The sequence below is a fragment of the Rhizobium sp. P43 genome (assembly GCF_056730705.1).
The window spans coordinates 637,545-656,818 of the sequence record NZ_CM161539.1; the positions used below are offsets into that span (position 1 = coordinate 637,545).

Here is a 19,274-nt window from a genome sequence, read left to right on the forward strand (position 1 = left end):
TTTTTGCGTTGTGGGGGCTTGGGCTGGCGAATGGCGAATAGCGAGTAGGGAGTAAAGAATAGGGAGTAGTGCGGGGCGAGCAGTCTTGTGCAGGACACTGACAGCCGTTGTCACCTATTGAGGGGCAGGCAAAAGAGCTTGACTGCATGGCGGTGCCGACCGACGACGCTATTCGCTACTGTCGCTCACGTCTCGCGCAGCACGCCTGCCGCCTTGACAGCCGCCGATGCACGGTTCTCCACCCCAAGCTTGGAGTAGATCTGCTCGAGGTGCTTGTTCACCGTGCGCGAGGAGAGGCCGAGGATTTCGCCGATGTCGCGGTTGGCCTTGCCTTTGGCGATCCAGAGGAGAACCTCGCTCTCGCGATGGGTCAGGCCGAAGCGTTCCCTCAACATCTCGTCCTCGCTCTGGCGATTGGCGGAGGTGAGGCGGAAGAGATATTCGTCCGCGCCGATCGTGCCGAGCAGGGACAGCGTCAGCGGCAGGCCCGTTGCGCCGGCATAGGGAAAGGTGGTCTCGGTCTGCGGTGAGGCGCCGGCACGGCGTGCGGTGAGCCAGGCGGCTGCGGCGTTGGCGACATCACCGATCCGGTCCTGGTGGCCGGTCGCCGTCTCGATCAGGCGGTTGGCCTGCGGTGTCGTCCAGTGCACCTGCCCGTCGCCACGGATGGCGAGCAGATGTCGACCGGCCGCATCGAGTGCGACCCTGGCGCTCTGGGCGGAACGGGCATTGGAGAGGTGGACGCGGATCCGGGCGCGCAATTCGTCGATGTTGATCGGCTTTGTGAGATAGTCGACGCCGCCCGATTCGAGTGCCTTCACCACATGCTCGGTTTCGGTGAGGCCGGTCATGAAGATAACGGGCACCTGGGCGACGACCGGGTCGGCCTTCAGCGTCCGGCAGGCCTCGAAGCCGTCCATGCCCGGCATCACAGCGTCCAGCAGGATAAGATCCGGGCTGATGCGGGCGACGATCGACAGCGCGGCATGGCCCGATGTGGCAATCAGCACGGAATAGCCGGAGGCCTCCAAGGCTTCGGTCAGAAAGCCGAGGGCATCCGGACTGTCGTCCACCAGAAGCACGATGTCGCGGCGGTTCGCCTCAGCCATGGATCGGCTCCCCGCCGGTTTGGAAGGAGGCGAGGAAGCTGCGCAGGCCAGCGAGGTCGAAGGCCTGCACGTAAGCGCGGGCGGCATCGACAAAGGCCGTGTTGTTTCCCAGCCCGCCGAGTTCGGCGAGCTTTGCCTCGATCCCGCGCACATAGCCGATATCGCAGAGGCTGATCAACTCCTCCACATGGGTTGCGCCCGGCGATATCGGCCTCTCCGCCGGTGTGGCCGGCTGCAGAAGGCGCGGATCGTCGGCGTAGATCCAGTCGAGGCCGAGGAAGCGGGCCAGCTTGTCGCGCAGGCGCGTGATGTCGACGGGCTTGGCGATCGCGTCGTCATGGCCTTCGCCGCCGGGGGCCGGGGCATCGCCGACATTGGCGGAGAGCATCAGGATCGGCGCCTTCTGGCCGGCATCGCGGAGCTTTTCGACAAGCTGCCAGCCGTTCATGCCGGGCATGGAAATGTCGACGAGGAAAAGATCCGCCTTCACACCCTCGATCAGCGTCAGACATTCGGTGCCGCCGGCTGCCGTCAGGACGACGAAGTCGAGCGGCGCGAGAACTTCGCGCATCAGCTCGCGATGATCTTCGTTGTCGTCGACGACAACGATGGTGCGGCGCGGTCCGGTATAGGAGACGATCTTGCGTTCGGGGGCGGGAGCGGTGTTCGGCCGGTCGATGGCCGACAGCATCAGCCGGACCTTGAAGGTCGAGCCTTTGTCGCGCTCGCTCGTCACCGAGATCTCGCCGCCCAGCGTGTTGGTTAGCAGCTTGGTGATGGTGAGGCCAAGGCCAAGGCCCGGTTGCGGGCGGATATTGTCCGCTTCGCCGCGCTGGAAGGGCTCGTAGATGCGGTTCAGGTCTTTCTCGGAGATGCCACGGCCGGTATCGCTGACGGTGAAGGTCGCGACCTGGCTTCGATAATCGACGGTGAATCGAATGGTCCCCTCATCGGTGAACTTGATCGCATTGGAAAGCAGATTGACGAGGATCTGCCTGATCCGGCGTTCGTCGGTGCGGACGTAGAGTGGCAGGTTTCGCGACCGTTGATGCTCGAAGAGGATGCCCTTGGCCGCGGCCTGAGGGGCGAACATGTCGATGAGCTGGTCGAGGAAGTCCTGGATGTTGACCTCGTTGGAGAAGACCTGCAGGCGACCGGCCTCGATCTTGGAGATGTCGAGCAGCCCGTCGATCAGGCCCGACAGGTGGTCGGCGGAGCGGCGGATGACCTTGATCGCCGATTGGCGCGGCACCGGTATCGTCTCGTCGCGCTCCAGGATCTGGGCATAGCCGAGCACGGCATTCAGCGGCGTGCGCAGTTCGTGGGAGAGGCCCACGACATAGCGGCTCTTGGCGCGGTTTGCCGCTTCCGCCGTCTCCTTGGCATTCTGGAGTGCTGCGTCCGTCTTGCGGTGGGCGGCGATTTCCTTGAGCAACAGCGTATTTTGGCGCGAGGATTCCTCTTCCGCCACCACCCGGCTGTCATGGGCGAGCACATAAAACCAGGAGACGATGCCGGCGATGATCGCAAAGATGAAGAAGACGACCGTCACCGTGCGGTTGACCACGTCTGCCATATCCGGTGTCGCGGCATTCACCTGATGGGCGATGATCGCGAGAATGGCGCCGATCACCGAGATCGACAGCATGGCCGTCAGGGCATAGCGCCCGAGCCGGGTGGAGAAGGTTTCAATCACCGCTTGCGGAAGGAAGGCGCGGGCCACGGTTGCGGCCTGGGCATTGATCTTCGCATGCGGCTTGCACATGTCGTGGCAGCGGCTGTCGAGCGTGCAGCAGAGTGAGCAGATGGGGGCCGCATAGGCGGGGCACCAGGCCATGTCTTCCGGCTCAAAGGGGTGTTCGCAGATCGAGCAGGTGATGCCGGTCTGGTTCTTCCAGCTGTGGCGCGGTTTGCGCGCGAGATAGAACTTGCCGTCCGTCCACCAGGCGAGGAGCGGGGAGATGAGGAAGGCGACCAGCGTCACATAGGTCGAGAGCGAGGCCATGGTCGAGCCGAAGGCGCCGAAATGGGCGGCGAGCGCCAGTCCGGTCGAGAGCGCCATGGTGCCGCAGCCGACCGGGTTGATGTCGTAGAGATGGGCACGCTTGAACTCGATGCCGGGCGGCGAGAGGCCGAGCTTCTTGTTGACGAAGAGGTCGGCCGAGATGGCGCAAAGCCAGCTCATGGCGATGATCGAGAAGATGCCGAGCGTCTCTTCGAGCAGGCCGTAGATGCCGAGTTCCATCAAGAGCAGGGCGATCGCCACATTGAAAACCAGCCAGACGACGCGTCCCGGATGGCTGTGGGTCAGGCGCGAGAAGAAGTTCGACCAGGCAAGCGAGCCGGCATAGGCATTCATGACGTTGATCTTCAGCTGCGAGATCACCACGAAACCCGCCATCAGCAGCATGGCCGCCGTTTCATTGGGGATCATGTAGCCGAAGGCGGCTACATACATATGGGCGGGGTCGGCAGCCTCGCTGATCGGCACGCCGGTCGAGAGCGTCAGGACGGCGAGGAAGGAGCCTGCCAGCAGCTTCGGCACACCGAGCACGACCCAGCCGGAGCCGGCGAGGAAGATGCCGATGCGATGGTGCAGCTTGCGGGCGCCCTCGGGCGGCAGGAAGCGGAGGAAGTCGACCTGTTCGCCGATCTGCGGCATCAGCGCCAGGATGACGGCGGAGGCGGCGCCGAACTCCAGGAGATTGAAGGGGGCTGCCTCACCGAGATGGGCGTTCGAGTGATCGACGCCGGCAAAGGCGATCCAAAGGTCGATCTTCTCCCAGTCGAGAAAGGCAATGAAGACGAAGGGCAGGATGTTGAGCACGATCCAGAAAGGCTGGGTGATCAGCTGGAACTTCGAGATCATCCGGATGCCGTAGGTGACCAGCGGCAGCACGGCGACGGCGGAGATGATGTAGCCGAGCCAGAGCGGAATGCCGAAGGCGAGTTCCAGCGCCTTGGTCATGATCGAGGCTTCGATCGCAAAAAGCATGAAGGTGAAGCCGGCATAGATCAGCGAGGTGATCGTCGAGCCGATATAGCCGAAGCCGGCGCCGCGGGTGAGCAGGTCGATGTCGACGCCATGGCGGATGGCGTAGCGGCTGATCGGAATGCCGACCAACAGCATCAGGACGGCGGCAACAATAATGGCGAAGAAGGCGTTCGTGGTTCCGTAGGCGATCGTGATAGTGCCGCCGATCGCCTCCAGCGCCAGAAAGGAAATGGCGCCGATTGCCGTCTGGGAGATGCGGCTTGACGAAAACTTTCGGGCACCCTTGGCCGTGAAGCGCAAGGCATAATCTTCCAGCGTCTGGTTCGCGACCCAGCGATTGTATTCGCGGCGGACGGGGATGATGCGTTGGCGTGCCGGCATGCCTAAAATCTAGCGCCTTTTGTTAAGTGGCTTTCCTTTAGGCATTTTCACGGGATTGTCCAGAATAGCAAGGCCCGTCAGGGCTTGATCAGACCTCCCTGATAATCGAGCTGATAGACCAGCCTGTCCGCGACGAGGATTCGTTCCACACCGAGGAAACTGCGATAGTCACCCATGGACTGATCGATGTATTCGCCGAGGGCATGCTGATAGGTGAAGTCGCCGAGAAAGCGCTTTTCCTGATAAAGCGCAGTGAGCGCTTGCTTGATCACGATGCCTGCGCGCTCGCCGTCGAAGCGAGCCGGGTCGATGATCCTGCCATAGTAGTTCATCGCCCAGACGGGAACTTCGTCCTGCCAGACGACTTCCTGGCCGAGGAAATCGGTGCCGCCGAAATGGCTGTCGAGATAGCGAAAGCTGCCCTTCTCATGGGTGATATCCTTGGCCCCAGGGCGGGAGGGGACGGGCTGCGGGTGCTTGCCGCTCATATAGGTCAGCGCCTTGGCTTCGATGATGAACTCTGCGAGTTTATCCACGACCCTCTCCATTGGTTTCTCGAACATATGGTGAACATACGGTAGGATCTGGGTGGCGGGAACCCTGCATTTGAAGGGTTTTTCGCCTGGATGTCTGCCCCTGCCGCCTCGGTTCCCCCGCATGGCCCCCTTTTACCCCCTGACCTACGTCAAACGACGTATACGGTTTTGCGACGCAGCATCGGATAGTCCCCTTCAGCAACGGTTAAATTCCATTAACCGACCGGTTGCGGACAAGAAGAGGGGTTCACGACAATGTCCATGAAGATGAAACTGACTGGCGCGCTGCTCGGCGCCATGCTGTCGACGACGGCCTTCCACGGTGCGTTTGCCCAGGAAGACACGATCAAGATCGGCGTTCTGCACTCGCTCTCCGGCACGATGGCGATTTCGGAAACGACGCTGAAGGACGCCATGCTGATGCTCGTCGAAGAGCAGAACAAGAAGGGTGGCGTTCTCGGCAAGAAGCTTGAAGCCGTCGTTGTCGACCCGGCTTCTGACTGGCCGCTGTTTGCCGAAAAGGCCCGGGAGCTGATCGAAAAGGACAAGGTTGCGGCCGTCTTCGGTTGCTGGACCTCGTCTTCGCGCAAGTCCGTTCTGCCGGTCTTTGAAGAGCTGAACTCGATCCTCTTCTACCCGGTCCAGTACGAGGGTGAAGAATCCTCGCGCAACATCTTCTACACGGGTGCCGCTCCGAACCAGCAGGCGATCCCGGCCGTCGACTACCTCGCTGAAAACGAAGGCGTCGAGCGTTGGGTTCTCGCTGGCACCGACTACGTCTATCCGCAGACGACCAACAAGATCCTCAAAGCCTATCTGATGTCGAAGGGCGTTGCCGAAGAAGACATCATGATCAACTACACGCCGTTCGGTCATTCCGACTGGCAGACCATCGTCTCCGACATCAAGAAGTTCGGCTCGGCTGGCAAGAAGACCGCCGTCGTCTCGACCATCAACGGTGACGCCAACGTTCCGTTTTACAAGGAACTCGCCAACCAGGGCATCAAGGCCGAAGACATCCCGGTCGTCGCCTTCTCCGTCGGTGAAGAAGAACTCGCCGGCCTCGACACTGCTCCGCTCGTCGGCCACCTCGCTGCCTGGAACTACTTCCAGTCCGTCGACACCCCGGCCAATGCCGAGTTCATCAAGACCTGGCACGCTTTCACCGGCAACGAGAAGCGCGTGACCAACGACCCGATGGAAGCTGCCTATATCGGCTTCAACGCCTGGGTTAAGGCCGTCGAAGCTGCCGGCACCACCGAGACCGACGAAGTTCTCGATACCATCATCGGCGTGACGGTTCCGAACCTCACTGGCGGCTATGCCACCGTGATGCCGAACCACCACATCACCAAGCCGGTTCTGATCGGTGAAATCCAGGCCGACGGCCAGTTCGAAGTCGTTCAGGAAACGCCTGCCGTCGTCGGTGACGAGTGGTCCGACTATCTGCCCGACTCCAAGGACCTGATCGCTGATTGGCGCAAGCCGATGGAATGCGGCAACTTCAACGTTGCCACCGGCAAGTGCGGCGGCAAGGGCAGCTGATCATCGCCTTCTCCCACCTCCCCCTTGAGGGGGGAGGTCATCGCGCAGCGATGGGTGGGGGTGATGTCTTCAGGGTGTCACCCCACCCCGAACCTTCGGTTCGACCCTCCCCCTCAAGGGGAGGGTGTTTTCGAACCAGCCTTCAGCGGAATTAGCCCGTCTCCCCGGTCATCAGGGAGGCGGTGCCGGCAGGCGGATGAGGGCTTCCTCAAGCTCGCCGCCAGCCATCCGGGGGATACAGAATGCTCATTCGTTTCATCACACTCCTCTTCACCTTCCTCGCACTTGCCGCGCCCTCCTTTGCGCAGAGCGATCCGAAGGATCTCCTCAACGCACTCGGCAAGGCCAATTTCAAGCAGGCCGAAGAGCTGATCGGGCAGATCGCCGCGACCGGGGATCCGCGCATCGTGCCGGCGCTGGAAGCCTTTGCTGAGGGGGAACTCTTCGTCCGCAAGTCGGACGGTGCCGTCTTCATCACCAAGGCTGCGGGCAGCAATCTTGCTGCGATCGATCCACTGACGGGCGAGACTGTCGGCGAGGAGCCGAAAAGCGCCTTTACCAAGATCAAGGTGAACAACAATCTCCGCCGCGCGATCCGTTCTGCGCTTGGCGGTCTGACGCTGCTCAGCCCGGACCGGGATGTGCGTCTGTCCGCTGCCCAGGCGGTGCTGCAGTCTCCGAGTGCCGAAAATCTCGAGCTCGTCGAGGCCGCGCTTGCCAAGGAAACGGATCCGGAGGTCAAGTCACGGATGGAGCAGGCCCGGGCCGTGTCCATCCTGGCCTCGGACCGCTCGATCGAGGAAAAGCGGGGCGCCATCGAGGCCGTCGCTTCGATCGGCGGTCGTCCGGCGAAAAGCATCCTGCTCTCGGTCTCCGGCACGATTGACGAAGCGCTGCGGTCGGATCTCGATGCCGCCGTCTCGAAGATCGAAAGCCAGCTGGTGCTCTGGGATACCGCCGAGAGTGTCTGGTATGGCATTTCGCTCGGCTCCGTGCTGCTGCTCGCGGCCATCGGCCTCGCCATCACCTTCGGCGTCATGGGCATCATCAACATGGCGCATGGCGAGATGGTGATGATCGGCGCCTATTCCACCTTCGTGGTGCAGCAGGTGATCCGCACCAGCTATCCGGAACTTTTTGACTGGTCGCTGGCCATCGCCTTGCCCGTCGCCTTCCTGATGACGGCGCTGATCGGGCTCGTCATCGAGCGAGGCGTCATCCGCTTCCTCTATGGCCGTCCGCTGGAAACGCTGCTGGCCACCTGGGGCATTTCGCTGATCCTGCAGCAGACCGTGCGCACCATCTTCGGCCCGACCAACCAGGAAGTGGGCAACCCCTCCTGGATGTCCGGCTCGTTTGCGCTCGGCGGCATGACGATCACCTGGAACCGCCTCTGGATCGTGCTCTTCTCGCTGACCATCTTCTTTGCGCTGCTCGCGCTGATGAAGAAGTCCGCCTTCGGCCTGCAGATGCGCGCCGTCACCCAGAACCGCCGCATGGCGTCGTCCATGGGCATTCGCACCCCCTGGGTCGATGCCTTCACCTTTGCGCTTGGTTCGGGCATTGCCGGGATCGCCGGTGTGGCGCTTTCCCAGATCGACAACGTCTCTCCGAACCTCGGTCAGGCCTATATCATCGACAGTTTCATGGTCGTGGTCTTTGGCGGGGTCGGCAATCTCTGGGGTACGCTGGTTGGCGCTCTGTCGCTCGGCATTCTCAACAAGTTCCTCGAACCCTCGGTTGGTGCGGTGCTCGGCAAGATCCTCGTGCTCGTGCTGATCATTCTCTTCATTCAGAAACGTCCGCGCGGCCTCTTCGCGCTCAGGGGAAGGGCGGTGGAAGCATGATTACCGGCTTCATCCTGCGTGCACTCGAAGGCAAGATCCTGATTGCTGTCGGCATTCTCCTCGCTTTCGCTCTGCTCGTTCCGGCGCTCAACCTGCTGACACCACCCGACAGCCCGCTGCATGTGCCGACCTATGTCATGTCGCTGATGGGCAAGTATCTCTGCTATGCGCTGCTGGCGCTGGCGCTCGATCTCGTCTGGGGTTACTGCGGCATCCTCTCGCTCGGCCACGGCGCCTTCTTCGCGCTCGGCGGTTATGCGATGGGCATGTATCTGATGCGCCAGATCGGATCGCGTGGCGTTTATGGCGATCCCGTTCTGCCCGACTTCATGGTCTTCCTAAACTGGAAGGAATTGCCGTGGTTCTGGCATGGCATGGACATGTTCCCCGTCGCCATGGCGATGGTGCTGATCGTGCCCGGCCTGCTCGCCTTCTTCTTCGGCTGGTTTGCCTTCCGCTCCCGCGTCAACGGCGTCTATCTCTCGATCATCACCCAGGCGATGACCTATGCGCTGATGCTCGCCTTCTTCCGCAACGACATGGGCTTCGGCGGCAATAACGGCCTTACCGACTACAAGGAAATCCTCGGTTTCTCGGTCCAGGCGGATGGAACGCGCGCGGTGCTGTTTGCGCTCTCGGCGATCTTCCTGGCGCTCTGCCTCGTGATTGCGTCCGGCATCACTCGTTCGAAGTTCGGCAAGGTGCTGGTCGGCGTGCGCGATGCGGAAAGCCGTGTGCGTTTCCTGGGTTACCGGGTCGAGAACATCAAGCTCTTCACCTTCGTCGTTTCGGCGATGATGGCGGGCATTGCCGGTGCGCTCTTCGTGCCGCAGGTCGGCATCATCAACCCCGGCGAATTCGATCCGGCCAACTCGATCGAGGTCGTGGTCTGGGCTGCTGTCGGCGGGCGCGGCACGCTGATCGGGCCGATCATCGGGGCGATCCTCGTCAATGTCGGCAAGAGCTACTTCACCGGCGCCTTCCCCGATCTCTGGCTGTTTGCACTCGGCGCGCTGTTCATTTGCGTCACGCTCTTCCTGCCGAAGGGTATCGTCGGGACGGTCCAGCAGTATCTGGCACGCCGCAAGGAGTTCCGCGATGCCGCCGACAAGGACGCGGCGAACGCTGACGTAAAACCCCAATCGGCCCCCGTGGCTGCGGAGTGATGTGATGAGCGACAAGACCACGTCCAGCCTGCTCTATCTCAACGGTGTCTCCGTCTCCTTCGACGGCTTCAAGGCACTGAATTCGCTCTCCTTCATCGTCGAACCCGGCGAGTTGCGTGCCATCATTGGCCCGAACGGCGCCGGCAAGACGACAATGATGGACATCATCACCGGCAAGACCCGGCCAGACAGCGGCGAGGTCTTCTTCGATGGCGGGAAGATCGACCTTACCAAGAAGGACGAGGCCGAGATCGCCCAGCTCGGGATCGGCCGCAAGTTCCAGAAACCGACGGTGTTCGAAAGCCATACCGTCTGGGACAATCTTGAACTGGCGCTGAACCGCAATCGCGGTGTCTTCGCGACGCTCTTCTATCGGCTGACGGCCGAGGACAAGGCACGCATCGAGGAGATCCTGGAGACGGTGCGGCTCACGCATCGCAAGGATGAGCTCGCTGCCAATCTCTCCCACGGCCAGAAGCAGTGGCTGGAGATCGGCATGCTTTTGGCGCAGGAGCCGAAGCTTTTGCTCGTTGACGAGCCGGTCGCCGGCATGACCGATGCCGAGACGGCGGAGACGGCCATTCTCTTGAAGGAGATCGCCAAGACCCGCTCCGTCGTCGTCGTCGAACACGACATGGGCTTCATCCGCGACCTCGGGGTGAAGGTGACGTGTCTGGCGGAAGGCTCCGTGCTTGCGGAAGGCTCGATCGATTTCGTCTCGAATGACCAGAAGGTCATCGAGAACTATCTGGGGCGGTGATGGGATGATGTCTGACGTTGCCGTTTGGGTACCCCCCTCTGGCCTGCCGGCCATCTCCCCCTCAAGGGGGGAGATCGGTATTCGGCTGATCGCTCATGACCTCATACCGCGCGTCCGGGGCGCACGAAAACTAGAAACATATTCAGCGGTTCGTTCGGTCTGCGGCGTTAGCCGTCTTCCGATCTCCCCCCTTGAGGGGGAGATGCCCGGAAGGGCAGAGGGGGGTGGTGTCAGGACCCTCACCGCTAGCGGAGGTCTGCCATGCTGACAGTCGAAAACGTCAATCTCCACTACGGCGCAGCGCAAGCCCTGCGCGGGGTCTCGATCAATGCCGAAATGGGCAAGATCACCTGTGTGCTCGGGCGAAACGGGGTCGGAAAGTCGTCGCTCTTGCGTGCCATCACCGGCCAGCATGCGGTGTCTGCCGGCACAATCACCTTCAACGGCCAGAAGCTCAACGGCATGGCGCCGTTCAACCGGGCGCGCAATGGGGTGGGTTATGTGCCGCAGGGGCGCGAGATCTTTCCACTGTTGACGGTCAAGGAGAACCTCGAGACCGGCTACGCGCCGCTCGACCGCAAGGATCGTTATATCCCCGACGACATCTTCAGTCTGTTTCCGGTGCTTGATTCGATGCTGTCGCGGCGCGGGGGGGACCTTTCCGGCGGCCAGCAGCAGCAGCTTGCGATCGGGCGGGCCATGGTGACACGGCCGAAGATCCTTGTGCTCGACGAGCCGACCGAGGGCATTCAGCCGTCGATCATCAAGGATATCGGTCGGGCGATCCGTTACCTGCGCGACACGACCGGCATGGCGATCCTGCTCGTCGAGCAGTATCTCGATTTCTGCCGGGAGCTGGCGGACTATGTCTACATCATGGATCGCGGCGAGATCGTCCATCAGGGTGCAGCCGAAACGCTCGATACGCCTGAGGCGCGGCGCCATCTGACCGTATGAGTTCGCCTTGTCTCGATGCGAAAATCATGCGACGCCAGTCGTCTGACGAGTTTCATGGAGGCGGTTGAGCGGTGGATCTGATGACTGTTCCGGTGAAGGCGGGGCGTGCGCAGCGGTCGCGCGGGGTTGCTCGGCTTGTGACCAAATTCCTCGGCGGACGGACACGGATTGCCGAACTCTATCAGGAGGGTGCGGCGAAGATCCGGTTGCCGGAGAGCTTTACCGACGAGCTTGAAGCCGTGACGATCAATACGTCCGGCGGCGTGACGGGCGGTGACCAGTTCGACTGGAGTTTTCGCGCCGGTCCCGGCAGCTTTCTGACCGTCACGACCCAAGCCTGCGAGAAGATCTACAAGGCGTCAGCTGGGACCGGTGCGATCACCACCCGGATCGAGGTGGGCGAGGGCGCCCGGATGCACTGGCTGCCGCAGGAAAGCATTCTCTTCGACAATGCGTCGCTCACCCGGCGGCTGGAGGTCGATCTTGCCGAGGGGGCCGAGTTCCTCGCGGTCGAGGCGATCCTGCTCGGACGGAAAGCCATGGGCGAGGCGATGAATACCGGTCTCGTGCGTGACCGCTGGCGGATCCGGCAGGGCGGAAAACTGCTGCATGCCGAAGAGCTGAAACTCGAGGGAGAGGTGGGCCGTCTTGCAGCCTCGCCGGCGGTGCTGGCCGGGCGCGTGGCCTTCGCCACGCTGATCCTTGTCAGCCCTCGTGCCGAAGCGCTCGTTCGCCCAATTCGTGAGCAGATCGGTGAAGAAATGGGCGGCGTAAGTCATTGGCAAGGCAAGCTTGTTGCCCGTGTTGCTGCGGCTGACGGCTTTGCCCTGAGAAAAATCCTGTTGCCCGTCATTTCGGCCTTGCGCGGGGGCGCGTCTGTGCCAAAAGTCTGGAATCTCTGACGATCACGGATTGGAGCACGCATGAATCTGACGCCGCGGGAAAAGGACAAACTGCTGATCGCGATGGCGGCCATGGTCGCCCGGCGGCGGCTCGAACGGGGCGTGAAGCTCAACTATCCGGAAGCCATTGCGCTGATCACCGATTTCGTCGTCGAAGGTGCGCGCGACGGCCGCGCCGTGGCCGATCTCATGGAGGCCGGTGCGCATGTCATCACCCGCGACCAGGTGATGGAAGGCATTGCCGAGATGATCCATGACGTGCAGATCGAGGCGACGTTTCCCGATGGAACGAAGCTCGTCACCGTGCACGAACCCATTCGCTGAGGACCGAGATCATGGCGCTGGAGCTTCGACCGAACTGCGAGTGCTGCGACAAGGATCTGCCGCCGGAGAGCCTGGCGATGATCTGCAGCTTCGAATGCACCTATTGCGCGGATTGTGCTGAGACCACGCTTTCTGGCATCTGCCCGAATTGCGGTGGAGAACTGGTGCGCCGGCCGGTGCGGCCTGCCGCTAAACTCGCCAACAATCCGGCGTCCACCAAACGCATCCTGAAAGCCGAAGGTTGCCAGCCTTCGCGTGCCGCCTGAATCCGCTGAAGGAGAGAGAGATGATCCCCGGTCAAATCATTGCAGCACCTGGCGAAATCGAACTGAATGCCGGCCATCCGACGGTTACGATCGAGGTGTCGAACAGCGGTGACCGCCCGGTGCAGGTGGGTAGCCACTACCATTTCTTCGAGACCAATGCCGGGCTGATATTCGAGCGTGAAAAGACGCGTGGCATGCGGCTCGACATTCCCGCAGGCACGGCCGTGCGTTTTGAACCCGGCCAGACGCGCCAGGTGACGCTGATCCCGCTGTCGGGCAAGCGGGAGGTCTACGGTTTTCGCCAGCAGATCATGGGAAGCCTCTGAGATGGGCAAGGCGGGGGCACGGGTATGGGGCGAGCGATGAACTGGAGCGTGATCCTGATGGTCTGCGGTTGCGTATTGCTACAAGACGCGCCGGCCTCGGGTGAGGACGTGCGGGACGTCGATTGCAACAATGCCCAGACCCAGGCCGACATGAACCAGTGTGCGGCCGAGGACTATCGAAAAGCCGATGCCGCCATGAACGCCCAATGGGCCGAGACGCGCGCCGCCATGCTTGCATGGGACAAGGCGTCGCCGCCCTCGGACGACAATGGAGCAGCCAAGCGGCTTCTGGCTTCGCAGCGTGCCTGGCTCGCTTATCGCGACGCGGCCTGCGATGTCGAAGGTTACTCGGTCGAAGGTGGTTCCATGCAGCCATTGATGGTTTCATCCTGCCTTGCGGATCTGACGACACGCCGTACGGAAGAATTGAAATCGCTGGTCGGGCTCTATTGAGGATGACACGCGATGGCTCGGGCTAGACAGATCATGATCGTGGGCAATGGCCCGGTGCATGAAGGGGCAGCCCCCCTGATCGATGCGGCGGACCTGGTGATCCGCTTCAACGGCAGCCGCAATTTCGGTTCGGCAGGGCGCAAGACCGATATCATCGCCGTCTGCAACACCGGTCGTCCCGGGGCCGCTATGCTGGCCGATCCGGCCTGGCGTGACAGCGAGGCCGTCAGTCGTACTGCCGAGATCTGGTCGGTGCGCGATCCGGAGAAGTTTGCCGACCTGAAGCCGGATCTGGCCATCAGCCATCCCGAACTCGACGATTTCTGCGACGATTACACCGACGGCTTCGAGGCCTTTGCGACGGCGAAGGGCAAGCAGCACCGGATCATCAGTCGCGCGGTTCATGAGGCGCTGGACAAGACCTTGATGGCGCTTGATGCGGAACCGTATGTCGTGCCGTCCAGCGGCATGGTGGTGATCCAGGCGCTGCTTCTAGACCCCGAGCATGCCAAGGACACCATCCTGCTTGCCGGTTTCGGTCACAGTGGCTGGGATGGCCATCCCTTCGAGGCCGAACGGCGCCTCGTTGACCAGCATATCGCCAGCGGCCGCATCATGCGGCTGCAACCTCTATTTGCTTCCTCCCTCGCCCAAGGAACCTAACGCCCATGTCCTTCAAGATGTCCCGCGCCGCCTATGCTTCGATGTTTGGTCCGACCACGGGCGACAAGGTGCGTCTTGCAGATACGGAATTGTTCATCGAGGTGGAGAAGGATTTCACCACCTATGGCGAAGAGGTGAAGTTTGGCGGCGGCAAGGTCATCCGCGACGGCATGGGCCAGAGCCAGGTGACGCGCGCCAACGGCGCCGTCGACACCGTCATCACCAATGCGCTGATCCTCGACCACTGGGGCATCGTGAAGGCCGATATCGGACTGAAGGACGGCCGTATCGTTGCAATCGGCAAGGCCGGCAATCCGGATACGCAGCCTGATGTCAACATCATTGTCGGTCCGGGGACGGAGGCGATTGCGGGCGAGGGCAAGATCGTCACCGCCGGCGGCATGGATGCGCATATCCATTTCATCTGCCCGCAGCAGATCGAGGAGGCGCTGATGTCCGGCCTCACCTGCATGCTCGGCGGCGGCACGGGACCGGCGCATGGAACGCTTGCCACCACCTGCACGCCCGGTCCGTGGCATATTGCCCGGATGATCGAGGCCGCCGATGCCTTCCCGATGAACCTCGCCTTTGCCGGCAAAGGCAATGCCTCGCTGCCCGGCGCGCTTGAGGAAATGGTTCTGGGCGGTGCTACCTCGCTGAAGTTGCACGAGGACTGGGGCACGACGCCTGCTGCCATCGACTGCTGCCTTTCGGTGGCCGACCAGTTTGATGTGCAGGTGATGATCCACACGGATACGCTCAATGAAAGCGGCTTCGTCGAGGATACCGTCAACGCCATCCGTGGCCGCACGATCCATGCCTTCCATACGGAAGGAGCGGGCGGCGGGCATGCGCCTGATATCATCAAGATCTGCGGTCAGATGAACGTCATCCCGTCGTCGACCAATCCGACGCGGCCCTACACGGTCAACACGGTTGCCGAGCATCTGGACATGCTGATGGTCTGCCATCACCTGTCCTCGTCGATCCCGGAAGACATCGCCTTTGCCGAAAGCCGCATCCGCAAGGAAACCATCGCGGCGGAAGACATCCTGCATGATATCGGTGCCTTCTCGATCATCTCGTCGGACAGCCAGGCCATGGGCCGCGTCGGCGAAGTCATCATCCGCACCTGGCAGACGGCCGACAAGATGAAGCGCCAGCGCGGCGCGCTGCCCTCTGAGACCGGCGACAACGACAATATGCGCGCCAAGCGTTATATCGCGAAATACACGATCAACCCGGCGATCGCCCATGGGGTCTCCCATGAGATCGGATCGGTCGAAGTCGGCAAGCGCGCCGATCTCGTGATCTGGAACCCGGCCTTCTTCGGTGTGAAGCCGGACATGATCCTGATGGGAGGCATGATTGCCGCCGCGCCGATGGGCGATCCGAATGCCTCGATCCCGACGCCGCAGCCGGTGCATTACCGTCCGATGTTCGGCGCCTATGGCAAGGCACGCACGAACTCCTCCGTCACCTTCGTTAGCCAGGCCGCGCTTGACGCGGGGCTTGCCAATCGCCTGGGTACAGCGAAGCAGATGGTGGCGGTCAAGAACACGCGCGGCGGCATCTCGAAAAAGTCAATGATCCACAATGACTTGACGCCGCATGTGGAAGTGGATCCGGAAACCTATGAAGTCCGCGCCGACGGTGAACTCCTCACCTGCGAGCCGGCGACCAAGCTGCCGATGGCACAGCGATATTTCCTGTTCTGATCCAGGTGCTGACGGCGGTTGATCCTGGGTTGCAGCCTGCCCCCTCTGCTGTATCATTCGATTGTCTGTATCTGGAGGTCGGCCGTGACCGGAGATGTGAACAATCTGGTGCTGGAGCATCTGCGCGCCATCCGCAGCGATTTGCGTGAGATGCGCGGTACGATGCAGGAGCAGGGGCAGCGCCTGACCCGGATGGAAATCGGCTTGGCCGGTTTGCGCCGCGACCAAGGCGCTGATGCCGGAGGCGTTGCCGAGATGGGCTTGCGGATCGATCGCCTTGTCGAGCAAGTTCAACGGATCGAAGCCCGACTCGATCTTGCAGACTAGGATCTCATGCGATTGACACGCTTTTTGCGAATGCTGGGCTCCACCCTTGCCCTGCTGTTTTTGCTTGTGGTGCTGGGAACAGTCGTTCCCCGGCCTGTGACCGCGCCGGCAGAAGCTGCCGTCCAGGGCGAAACACAGATCCTGCTGCTTGCCAATCCCATCCACACCGACATCGCTCTGCCTGTTGATGACGAGGTGCGGGCGGCCTTTGCCGATCTCATCCCGGCCGGTCTGCCGGTGGATATGCCCGGCGTCGAATACCTGATCATCGGCTGGGGCGGACGCTCCTTTTATATCGAGACGCCGACCTGGGGCGATATCCGACCGCTGCCGGTGTTGAAGGCGCTGACCGTGGATCGCTCCGTCCTGCATGTCTCGGTCGCAGGTCAGATAGATCAGGACCACCCTTCCGTTCGAGTTCTGACGATCTCCAAGGACGGGCGTAGCCGGATGATCGAGGCCATTCGTGCGAGCTTCGTCCGCGATGCCGGTGTGCCCGTGCCCATCCCCGGCGCAGCCTATGGTCTGGACGACGCCTTCTTCGAGGCGCACGGTGCTTTCAATGCCTTTGTCGGCTGCAATACATGGACGGCAGACATGCTGCGGGTGGCCGGTCTGCGCACCGGATGGTGGACACCGCTGCCGCAATTCCTCGACCTTTCCCTCGACCTCCATAACGGCAGCTGAGGCATCCGTAGCTTCCGACGGATCCCGGCCTTTTCCGGGTTCTGCGCTCAGTCGTCCACACGATTTGCCATCCCTTGATCGCTTCTCGATCCATTTTAGGGAGCGCCTCAATCAATCGGCAGATCGATAACATTTGAAGGGTTGCATTAGGATTTGGCCAACGGGCGAGGCCTAAGCCAGTAGGCCTGATAGTGAAGGAGCGGACGGTGAGTCGCATCGGCAAAGAGCTTTGGCGGCAGATCGAGTTGGGGGATTTCGACACCCCACAGGGTGTCTGGAGCTTTGCTTTTCGCGTCAGCTTTCGCTCCGTGATCGTTACCAGCCTGGCCGGAATCTGTCTGCTGCCGCTCTTCTCGACGGTGGCGTTTGAGGAGATCCCATTTGCAGACCTGGTCAAACTGATGGTCGCCTTTTCCTGGCTGTTTGCCGGTCTGCTCTCGGGCGGGCTTGCCCTGGTTGCTGGCTTCGTCATTCGGGATCTCTTGAGATCACGCAGGGAGTTCGAGCGCCTCAGTCGCACTGACAGCCTGTCGGGACTTGCCAACCGGCGCGGCTTCAATGACGCGGTCGCGAATGTCGAGGAAAATGCCTCGCTGGCGATCATCGACATCGATCGCTTCAAGTCGATCAACGATCGTTTCGGCCATCAGGCCGGCGACCGGGTGATCCAGGCGATTTCTGGCATGCTGAATGAGGTGTTCGGTGAGCCGCATCTGGTGGCCCGGCTTGGTGGTGAGGAATTCGGGGTCATTCTGCGGGGTGGGACGCTGGCAGAGCGGTTGGCGCTGGTCGAAGAGGCACGCTTGCGGATCGGGCAAGAGCGCGGCAGTTTTCACGATATGGGACCGAGCGTCACGATCTCCGCCGGTATAGCGGAATTCCGGCCTGGCCAGCGTCCGGAAGTCACCTATGCTTGGGCCGACAAGGCGCTGTATCTTGCCAAGAAAAGCGGTCGGGACAGGGTCGTGCATGAGAATTCGTTGACGATCATCGATCCGGCTCCGCCTGAACATGTCGCTGATGATGCACGGCTTTTTGCTGCCATCGGACAGCGCGACTGAAGAACGATCTTGCCGTTTGCCCGCTTTCTGTGCATGGTTCAAAGAACAGCCATGTCGGAGATTTCATGCAGCGCGCCACGTCTTTCAAACCTGCCGGGTTCATCAGCGATGCGCCTGATGGGGTGGTGGTCCTTCCGCATGATGGACGACACTTGCGGCGCAAACTCCTGCATCTCGACAATGGCGACATGGTCATGCTCGACCTCAAGGAGCCGGTGCTCTTCCACCATGGAGACCGGCTTTTGCTGGACGATGGCACTACGATCGAGATCCAGGCTGCGGAGGAGCGGCTCTTCGAAATCCGGGCACGCGGTACCCTTCATCTGATCGAACTTGCCTGGCATCTCGGCAACCGGCACCTTTCCGCGCAGGTCGAGACTGACCGTATCCTGATCCAGCGCGACCACGTCATCCGTGACATGCTGGCCGGCCTCGGTGCCGAGGTGAGGGAGGTGGTGGAGCCGTTTCAGCCGGTGCGCGGTGCCTATCACGCCCATGGCGGCCACGGATCCCATGCGGGCCATCATGAGGCCGGACATGGCCATGGCTGAGGCGGCCTATGAGGGACTTGCCGGGCGACAGGCGCTGCTCAGGCTGATGGCCTGGCTGTCGCCGGCCTTCCCAGTCGGCGGCTTCTCCTACTCGGGCGGCTTTGAAAGCGCAATCGTCGAAGGCCATGTCGCGGACGGTGATGCGGTCGAGGCCTGGCTACAGGAGCTGATCAGCGATGGCGGGATGCGCAATGATGCGATCCTGCTCTCCGAGGCGCATCGGTGCCAGAGCGAGGGCCGGTCGCTTGCCGAGCTGGTGGAGCTTGGTGCCGCGCTTGCAGGCTCTGCTGAACGCTATGGCGAAATCATGCGGCTTGGCGAGGCCTTTCTTAAGGCCGCCAGCGCCTGGCCGCATCCTCTCTTCGAGGATCTCTCAGGTTCTGTGCCCTACAGTGTCGCGGTCGGTGCGATGGCCGCCGCGAATGGCGTGAGTGTCGCCGATGCGCTTGCCGCCTTTCTGCATGCCCAGGTATCGCAATATGTTTCGGTCGCGATCCGCCTTGGCGTGATTGGACAGACCCGCGGGGTGGCAATTCTTGCTGCATCGGAGAGCCTGCTTCTGGACGCCGCCTCCCGATATTCCAAGCTTGGCCTCGACGATCTCGGATCGGGAACCATCATCGCTGAGACCCTCAGCATGCGGCATGAAGCCCAGTATTCCCGCCTTTTCCAATCCTAGGCGAAAGCATTTACACAGGAC

20 protein-coding genes are annotated in these 19,274 nt (G+C 61.8%); 17 read left to right on the plus strand and 3 right to left on the minus strand.

Annotated elements, in window-relative coordinates; translation table 11 throughout:
• Window positions 1–185 precede the first annotated feature (185 nt).
• From AC1PUL_RS03040 to AC1PUL_RS03050, 3 genes are all read right to left on the minus strand, one after another.
• Window positions 186–1,109, minus strand: a complete 924-nt coding sequence (locus AC1PUL_RS03040) for a response regulator (RefSeq protein WP_480466560.1) — start codon at window positions 1,107–1,109, stop codon at window positions 186–188.
• A complete protein-coding gene (locus AC1PUL_RS03045; RefSeq protein WP_480466561.1) occupies window positions 1,102–4,485 on the minus strand; it encodes a hybrid sensor histidine kinase/response regulator in 3,384 nt (1,127 codons plus the stop codon). Before AC1PUL_RS03045 ends, AC1PUL_RS03040 begins: the two co-directional genes overlap by 8 nt.
• Window positions 4,486–4,562: 77 nt before the next feature.
• Entirely contained in the window at window positions 4,563–4,973 is a 411-nt protein-coding gene (locus AC1PUL_RS03050) for a DUF5680 domain-containing protein (protein ID WP_480468470.1), read from the minus strand.
• A 303-nt stretch (window positions 4,974–5,276) separates the two neighbouring features.
• Here AC1PUL_RS03050 and urtA point away from each other — a divergent pair, with 303 nt between their 5' ends.
• The 17 genes from urtA to AC1PUL_RS03135 all read left to right on the plus strand — a co-directional run bounded on the left by urtA (window position 5,277) and on the right by AC1PUL_RS03135 (window position 19,253).
• A complete protein-coding gene (gene urtA, locus AC1PUL_RS03055) occupies window positions 5,277–6,566 on the plus strand; it encodes an urea ABC transporter substrate-binding protein (protein WP_298462785.1) in 1,290 nt (429 codons plus the stop codon).
• Window positions 6,567–6,808: 242 nt separating this feature from the next.
• Window positions 6,809–8,413, plus strand: coding sequence for an urea ABC transporter permease subunit UrtB (gene urtB / locus AC1PUL_RS03060; protein WP_480466562.1), 1,605 nt, complete (start codon window positions 6,809–6,811; stop codon window positions 8,411–8,413).
• On the plus strand, window positions 8,410–9,579 hold the full coding sequence (gene urtC, locus AC1PUL_RS03065; RefSeq protein ID WP_480466563.1) for an urea ABC transporter permease subunit UrtC: 1,170 nt from the start codon (window positions 8,410–8,412) through the stop codon (window positions 9,577–9,579). Before urtB ends, urtC begins: the two co-directional genes overlap by 4 nt.
• 4 nt (window positions 9,580–9,583) lie before the next feature.
• Entirely contained in the window at window positions 9,584–10,339 is a 756-nt protein-coding gene (gene urtD / locus AC1PUL_RS03070) for an urea ABC transporter ATP-binding protein UrtD (protein ID WP_480466564.1), read from the plus strand.
• A 261-nt stretch (window positions 10,340–10,600) separates the two neighbouring features.
• A complete protein-coding gene (gene urtE / locus AC1PUL_RS03075) occupies window positions 10,601–11,296 on the plus strand; it encodes an urea ABC transporter ATP-binding subunit UrtE (protein WP_298462777.1) in 696 nt (231 codons plus the stop codon).
• A gap of 80 nt (window positions 11,297–11,376) precedes the next feature.
• Window positions 11,377–12,198 (plus strand): urease accessory protein UreD, encoded by an 822-nt coding sequence (locus AC1PUL_RS03080; RefSeq protein ID WP_480466565.1) that lies wholly within the window; start codon window positions 11,377–11,379, stop codon window positions 12,196–12,198.
• A 21-nt stretch (window positions 12,199–12,219) separates the two neighbouring features.
• Window positions 12,220–12,522, plus strand: coding sequence for an urease subunit gamma (locus tag AC1PUL_RS03085; RefSeq protein WP_006725821.1), 303 nt, complete (start codon window positions 12,220–12,222; stop codon window positions 12,520–12,522).
• An 11-nt stretch (window positions 12,523–12,533) separates the two neighbouring features.
• Window positions 12,534–12,788 (plus strand): DUF1272 domain-containing protein, encoded by a 255-nt coding sequence (locus AC1PUL_RS03090; protein WP_480466566.1) that lies wholly within the window; start codon window positions 12,534–12,536, stop codon window positions 12,786–12,788.
• A gap of 20 nt (window positions 12,789–12,808) precedes the next feature.
• Window positions 12,809–13,114, plus strand: coding sequence for an urease subunit beta (locus tag AC1PUL_RS03095; protein ID WP_480466567.1), 306 nt, complete (start codon window positions 12,809–12,811; stop codon window positions 13,112–13,114).
• A 36-nt stretch (window positions 13,115–13,150) separates the two neighbouring features.
• The gene (locus tag AC1PUL_RS03100; RefSeq protein ID WP_480466568.1) at window positions 13,151–13,567 is read left to right on the plus strand and encodes a lysozyme inhibitor LprI family protein; all 417 of its coding nucleotides are present in this window, start codon (window positions 13,151–13,153) and stop codon (window positions 13,565–13,567) included.
• 12 nt (window positions 13,568–13,579) lie between these two features.
• Window positions 13,580–14,230, plus strand: coding sequence for a Urease operon accessory protein (locus tag AC1PUL_RS03105; RefSeq protein ID WP_480466569.1), 651 nt, complete (start codon window positions 13,580–13,582; stop codon window positions 14,228–14,230).
• A 5-nt stretch (window positions 14,231–14,235) separates the two neighbouring features.
• Window positions 14,236–15,948, plus strand: coding sequence for an urease subunit alpha (ureC, locus tag AC1PUL_RS03110; protein WP_480466570.1), 1,713 nt, complete (start codon window positions 14,236–14,238; stop codon window positions 15,946–15,948).
• An 84-nt stretch (window positions 15,949–16,032) separates the two neighbouring features.
• The gene (locus AC1PUL_RS03115; RefSeq protein ID WP_480466571.1) at window positions 16,033–16,275 is read left to right on the plus strand and encodes a hypothetical protein; all 243 of its coding nucleotides are present in this window, start codon (window positions 16,033–16,035) and stop codon (window positions 16,273–16,275) included.
• Between the two features lie 12 nt (window positions 16,276–16,287).
• Window positions 16,288–16,962: a TIGR02117 family protein gene (locus AC1PUL_RS03120; RefSeq protein ID WP_480466573.1), complete on the plus strand. Its 675-nt coding sequence runs from the start codon at window positions 16,288–16,290 to the stop codon at window positions 16,960–16,962.
• A 206-nt stretch (window positions 16,963–17,168) separates the two neighbouring features.
• Entirely contained in the window at window positions 17,169–18,023 is an 855-nt protein-coding gene (locus AC1PUL_RS03125) for a GGDEF domain-containing protein (protein ID WP_480466574.1), read from the plus strand.
• 65 nt (window positions 18,024–18,088) lie between these two features.
• Entirely contained in the window at window positions 18,089–18,574 is a 486-nt protein-coding gene (gene ureE, locus AC1PUL_RS03130) for an urease accessory protein UreE (RefSeq protein ID WP_480466576.1), read from the plus strand.
• On the plus strand, window positions 18,561–19,253 hold the full coding sequence (locus AC1PUL_RS03135; RefSeq protein ID WP_480466577.1) for an urease accessory protein UreF: 693 nt from the start codon (window positions 18,561–18,563) through the stop codon (window positions 19,251–19,253). The genes ureE and AC1PUL_RS03135 overlap by 14 nt, the downstream gene beginning before the upstream one ends.
• Window positions 19,254–19,274 lie beyond the last annotated feature (21 nt).

Excerpts from the sequence above, each read along its gene's own strand:
- AC1PUL_RS03095 (WP_480466567.1), top strand. The coding sequence starts at position 12,809 with ATGATCCCCGGTCAAATCATTGCAGCACCTGGCGAAATCGAACTGAAT.
- AC1PUL_RS03100 (WP_480466568.1), top strand. The coding sequence starts at position 13,151 with ATGAACTGGAGCGTGATCCTGATGGTCTGCGGTTGCGTATTGCTACAA.
- urtD (WP_480466564.1), top strand. The coding sequence starts at position 9,584 with ATGAGCGACAAGACCACGTCCAGCCTGCTCTATCTCAACGGTGTCTCC.
- ureE (WP_480466576.1), top strand. The coding sequence starts at position 18,089 with ATGCAGCGCGCCACGTCTTTCAAACCTGCCGGGTTCATCAGCGATGCG.
- AC1PUL_RS03085 (WP_006725821.1), top strand. The coding sequence starts at position 12,220 with ATGAATCTGACGCCGCGGGAAAAGGACAAACTGCTGATCGCGATGGCG.
- AC1PUL_RS03080 (WP_480466565.1), top strand. The coding sequence starts at position 11,377 with ATGACTGTTCCGGTGAAGGCGGGGCGTGCGCAGCGGTCGCGCGGGGTT.
- AC1PUL_RS03040 (WP_480466560.1), bottom strand. The coding sequence starts at position 1,109 with ATGGCTGAGGCGAACCGCCGCGACATCGTGCTTCTGGTGGACGACAGT.
- AC1PUL_RS03105 (WP_480466569.1), top strand. The coding sequence starts at position 13,580 with ATGGCTCGGGCTAGACAGATCATGATCGTGGGCAATGGCCCGGTGCAT.
- urtB (WP_480466562.1), top strand. The coding sequence starts at position 6,809 with ATGCTCATTCGTTTCATCACACTCCTCTTCACCTTCCTCGCACTTGCC.
- AC1PUL_RS03045 (WP_480466561.1), bottom strand. The coding sequence starts at position 4,485 with ATGCCGGCACGCCAACGCATCATCCCCGTCCGCCGCGAATACAATCGC.
- urtA (WP_298462785.1), top strand. The coding sequence starts at position 5,277 with ATGTCCATGAAGATGAAACTGACTGGCGCGCTGCTCGGCGCCATGCTG.
- AC1PUL_RS03135 (WP_480466577.1), top strand. The coding sequence starts at position 18,561 with ATGGCCATGGCTGAGGCGGCCTATGAGGGACTTGCCGGGCGACAGGCG.
- ureC (WP_480466570.1), top strand. The coding sequence starts at position 14,236 with ATGTCCTTCAAGATGTCCCGCGCCGCCTATGCTTCGATGTTTGGTCCG.
- AC1PUL_RS03090 (WP_480466566.1), top strand. The coding sequence starts at position 12,534 with ATGGCGCTGGAGCTTCGACCGAACTGCGAGTGCTGCGACAAGGATCTG.
- urtE (WP_298462777.1), top strand. The coding sequence starts at position 10,601 with ATGCTGACAGTCGAAAACGTCAATCTCCACTACGGCGCAGCGCAAGCC.
- AC1PUL_RS03050 (WP_480468470.1), bottom strand. The coding sequence starts at position 4,973 with ATGAGCGGCAAGCACCCGCAGCCCGTCCCCTCCCGCCCTGGGGCCAAG.
- urtC (WP_480466563.1), top strand. The coding sequence starts at position 8,410 with ATGATTACCGGCTTCATCCTGCGTGCACTCGAAGGCAAGATCCTGATT.